At 66.7% G+C, this 1,247-nt stretch carries 1 protein-coding gene; it reads right to left on the reverse strand.

Annotated features, from left to right (window positions below; genetic code table 11):
• Positions 1-1,179 (reverse strand): IS3 family transposase gene (locus DY023_RS04520; protein WP_116241161.1). Its coding sequence is split into 2 segments (ribosomal slippage), with 1,177 coding nucleotides annotated over them: positions 1-892 and positions 895-1,179; the frame shifts between segments, so codons are not numbered across the junction. This gene is flagged as partial in the annotation.
• Positions 1,180-1,247: the final 68 nt, after the last annotated feature.

The raw sequence follows: 1,247 nt of genomic DNA on the forward strand, positions 1-1,247 counted from the left end.
CCAGGTTCTGGTTCATGATGGTCTCGAATTCGACGGGCGTCAAACGGCCCAGGCGTGCTTGCCGGCGTCGCCGGTGGTAGGTGCGTTCGATCCAGGTCACGATCGCGATGCGCAGCTCCTCGCGGGTGGTCCAGGACCGCCGGTTGAGGACGTTCTTCTGCAGCAGCGCGAAGAAGCTCTCCATCGCGGCGTTGTCGCCGGCCGCGCCGACTCGGCCCATCGAGCCGACCATGCGGTGACGAGCCAGCACCCGGATGGCCTTCCGGGAACGGAACTGACTGCCCCTGTCGCTGTGCAGCACGCACCCGGCGACGTCGCCGCGCCGCGCGACCGCGTTATTGATCGCGTTCACGACCAGCCGGGACTTCATCCGCGAGTCAATCGAGTAGCCGACGATCTTGCCTGAGAACACGTCCTTGACCGCGCAGAGGTAGAGCTTGCCCTCGCCGGTGCGGTGCTCGGTGATGTCGGTCAGCCAGAGCCGGTTCGGGCCGTCAGCGGTGAACTCGTGCCGGACCCGCCCGTCCTCATCGGTCACCGCGCACAGGTCGTCGTGAACCGGCGGGCCGGGCTTCTTGCCGTTGCGGCCCCGCTTCTTCCCGAACACCGACCACCACCCGTTGACCGACGCGATCTTCCACGCGGTCCGGTCCGCCATCGGCTCCCCGGCATCGCGGGCTTCGTCGGCAAGCAGTCGGTGCCCGAACTCGGGATCGTCACGGTGCGCGTCGAACAACGCGTTCGCCCGATACGCCTCGACCAGCTCAGCATCGGTGACCGGTGACTTCAGCCAGCGGTAGTAGGGCTGGCGAGAGAGCTTGAGCACCCGGCACGTCACCACCACGGGGATCCCCGCGGCGGCGAGCTCTGTCACGAGCGGGTAACTCATTTTCCCGGCAGATGCGCCTGCGCGAAGTACGCCGCCGCACGGCGGAGCACCTCGTTCTCCTGCTCCAGCAGCCGGACCCGCTTGCGCAACTCGCGCGCCTCGTCGGCCTCAGCCTTTGTCACGCCAGGCTTCGCACCGTCCTCGACATCGGCTTGGCGAAGCCAGTTCTGCAGGCAGGTCTCGCTGATTCCGAAGTCGGCAGCAACCTGCCGAATCGTCACACCGTCTTCACGTTGACGAGCCACCCGCACGACATCGTCGCGGAACTCACGGGGATAGGGCTTGGGCATGATGACATCCTCCCAGCGGCACCAGTCGGCACCACAGATCAGGTGTCACCTATCCGTGCAGCAGACCC

It is taken from the genome of Microbacterium bovistercoris (assembly GCF_003387575.1).
In the GTDB taxonomy this organism is placed as follows: Bacteria; Actinomycetota; Actinomycetes; order Actinomycetales; family Microbacteriaceae; genus Microbacterium; species Microbacterium bovistercoris.